This is a genomic window from uncultured Novosphingobium sp., from assembly GCF_964277725.1.
GTDB lineage: Bacteria > Pseudomonadota > Alphaproteobacteria > Sphingomonadales > Sphingomonadaceae > Novosphingobium > Novosphingobium fluoreni.
Map to the genome: position 1 here is coordinate 1 of NZ_CAXYKL010000195.1, position 3054 is coordinate 3054.

Below are 3054 nucleotides of genomic sequence, written 5' to 3' on the forward strand. Positions count from 1 at the left end.
ACCGTGCATGCCATCGGTGCGGGCATCAGCTTGATCGAAGTTCAGCAGAATTCCGACATTACCTATCGCCTGTACGACTACGGCCGCCCACGCGAGCTGCATCTGGAAGAAAGCGTGGCCATCGCCAAGGGCGAGCCCTACGCGGACAAGTGGAAGGGCCGCGCGCCCGAGGGCACTTCGGTCAACCTGGTGCCCGGTCCTCTATTCACGCTGGATCAGGTTTACGGCAGCCCGGATGACGCCACCGTCAATCGCTATAATGGCGCGCTTCTGGTGATCCCGCGTGAAGGCCCGGTGCATGTCGCCGGTCGGGAAATCGCACCCGGCAGTTGCGCTCTGGCGGATAGCCTGGACGACGTGGCCTTCGCCAGTTCCGGCCTTTGCCTGTTGGCCGCACCCTGCCGCTGACAAGCAGTGAGGGGGCGGCATCGCGGCTTCCCTCGCCGGGCAGGCATGGTAACGCCCCCATTTTAGACGCAACAAGTCTTGCAACACTTATCGCGCTGGCTGGTGAGGCATGCCAAGGGTAAGGGGCCGGCGATCGTAGCCGCGACCCGGTTGTCCAACGACAACGAACGCGCCTATCTGAACGCCGCGCGTCAGCAGGGTTGCCAGGCGGCGATCCGCTTCAGATCGCGCGAAGTGCTGGCGATCCAGCTGTACTGCCCGCCTGCGCAATCTTGAACGCAGCCAGGCAAGCCGATCAGATTATGTCCGCCACGCCCTCCAGCGCGTCCTTCAGCTTGGCGAGGGCTTGGGCCTTTAACTGGTGGACGCGCGGAATGGAGACGTCCAGCACTTGCGCGATCTCGGCAAGGTTCAGCTCCTCCACGAAGTAGAGCGAGACGATCAGCCGCAGTCGTTCGGGTAGCGCTCCGATCGCGGCGACCACCGCTTCGCGCGTTTGCTCATCCTGCAGCAGCGTCAGGCTGTCCGGGTTCTGATCTGCGAAGGCGCTGTCCTGGTCTGAATAGACCTCGTCGATGGAATCGAAGCGCAGTGGCTGACTGGTGTCGCGCAGCAGGGCGAGATGCGCTTCCTCGATTCCCATCGCGGCGGCAAGTTCGTGGCCAGCGGGCTCACGGCCCAGCTTGCCGCGCAATTCGGCTTCCTTTTCGCGTAGCAGGCGCGCGCGTTCGGTCGCCCCGCGAGACATCGGCACGGTGCGACGGATGAGGTCCACCATCGCCCCGCGCACGCGCATCTTGGCATAGGCGGCAAAGCCATCCTCGCTGGGTCCGGCATGCTTTTGCGCGCATTCGGTCAGCGCGACGAGCCCGGCCTGAACCAGATCCTCCAGTTCGATGCCGGGACGGCCCGTGCCGTTGACGTGCCACGCCAAGCGGCGGACCATCGGCAGGAAACGGCGGACCCGGTCGGCGACTTCGCCTTGATAGGCGCCGGCGATCTTGCGCGGGGAGGCGAAAGGCGATTGGTCTAGCTTCATGCGGCCATGTCCAAAGGTTCGATGATCTGGGGATCGGGGAGAGCGTGGGGCGCAGGCGCAGGCGCGCCGATGACGTCCACCACTTCGATGGGTTGCGTGGGCGGCAGCTCGGAGATCGAGATGACGAGGCAGGAGGGCGCGCGCAGGCGCAGCAGCGCGGCCAGCACCTTGCGGGCGCGGGGCTGCACCACCAGCGCCAGCGGCGAGGCGTTGGGCCCGCGCGAGGCGCCCAGCATGGCGACATGCTCGCCAATCATGCGGGCAAGATCAGGTTCGATCACCGGCTGGCCGGTCACCGGATCGTGCATGCCCTGCACGATCGACTGCTCCAGCGAGGCATCGAGGGTCAGCACCGGCAGCCGCTCATGCGGGGGGCAGATGCGACCAACGATCAGCGAGCCGAGATCGGCGCGGACCAGTTCGACCAGGCGATCGTGGTCTGCGGTCTGCATCACCCCACGGCTGAGCGACGCGAAGATCGGCAGCGGATGGCCGATGGGAATGCCATCCTCCAGCAGGGCGCGCATGACGCGGGTGATCGCGGCCAGGCTGAGCGGTGCGGGATGGATCGTCTCGATCAGGCCCGCCGAATGCTCCTTCACGCCATCGATCAGCGCCTTCACCTCGTCCGGACCCAGCAGGTCCTGCGGGCGTTCGGCCAGTAACTGGTTAAGGTGAGTGGCGATCACGGTGCCGGCGTCCACGGTCAGGAAGCCCTCGGCTACCGCATGATCGCGCGCGGCGGGATCGATCCAGAGGGCCGGGCAGCCGAAGCTGGGATCGCGCGTGGCTTCGCCGGTCAGGGTATGGGTAGGCCGCGCCTCTCCGGCGTCGATCGCCAGGATGCGGTCCGCCCGGATGGTGGCGCCGCCCAGGATCACGCCGCCCAGCACGATGCGATAATCGTTGGGGGCCATGTCCAGCGCGTCGCGCACACGGAACTGCGGCACGATGAAGCCGAACGTCTGAGACAACTGCTTGCGCACGCCGGTGATCCGCGCGACCAGGGGGGAGCCCTTGCGCTCGTCCACCAGCTGCACCAGTCCATAGCCCAGCTCGATGGTGACGAGAGTGTGGTCCGACACGTCCTCCAGCACGATGCGGCCGGGATCGGGTGCTTCGGCGACGATCGGCTCCACCACCACGACCGGGCGGTTCGCGCGCTTGCGCAAGGCGTGCCAGATCCACGCGGCGATACCGGCGGCGGGCAGGAAGATCACTTGCGGCATCGCCGGGATGCAGCCGATCGCGGCCAGCACCACCGCCACCGGCAACCAAGTGCTGGGCGTAGCGAACTGGCCGCCGATCTGGCCGGCAAGGTCGCGGCTGTCGGAAACGCGCGTGACGATGACGGCGGCAGCGATCGAGAGCAGCAGCGACGGCACCTGCGCCACCAGCGCGTCGCCGATGGCCAGCGTGATATAGTGCTGCGCGGCTTCCCCGGCGGAAAGGCCGTGGCTGATCATGCCCAGGCAGAAACCGGCGACGATGTTGACGCCAAGGATCAGCAGCGCGGCGACGGCATCGCCCTTCACGAACTTGCTGGCACCGTCCATCGAGCCGTAGAAGTCCGCCTCGGTCGCCACTTCGCGGCGGCGGGCCTTGGC

At 66.9% G+C, this 3054-nt stretch carries 3 protein-coding genes and 1 pseudogene; 2 read left to right on the top strand and 2 right to left on the bottom strand.

Annotation, left to right across the window (positions count from 1 at the left end):
• A pseudogene (locus ACHWRX_RS10940) lies at positions 1-408 on the top strand (mannose-6-phosphate isomerase); the annotation flags it as partial.
• A gap of 102 nt (positions 409-510) precedes the next feature.
• Positions 511-684, top strand: a complete 174-nt coding sequence (locus ACHWRX_RS10945) for a hypothetical protein (RefSeq protein WP_394659223.1) — start codon at positions 511-513, stop codon at positions 682-684.
• 19 nt (positions 685-703) lie between these two features.
• Here the strand turns inward: ACHWRX_RS10945 and ACHWRX_RS10950 are convergent, their stop codons facing one another.
• Together ACHWRX_RS10950 and ACHWRX_RS10955 are read right to left on the bottom strand one after the other, a co-directional pair.
• Positions 704-1447 (bottom strand): sigma-70 family RNA polymerase sigma factor, encoded by a 744-nt coding sequence (locus ACHWRX_RS10950; protein ID WP_394659224.1) that lies wholly within the window; start codon positions 1445-1447, stop codon positions 704-706.
• On the bottom strand, positions 1444-3054 hold a 1611-nt coding region (locus ACHWRX_RS10955), incomplete at its 5' end, for an FHIPEP family type III secretion protein (protein WP_394659225.1). The genes ACHWRX_RS10955 and ACHWRX_RS10950, both read right to left, overlap by 4 nt.

What these genes read in the sequence shown, in the direction of transcription:
- ACHWRX_RS10950 (WP_394659224.1), bottom strand. Translation starts at nt 1,447, where the DNA reads ATGAAGCTAGACCAATCGCCTTTCGCCTCCCCGCGCAAGATCGCCGGC.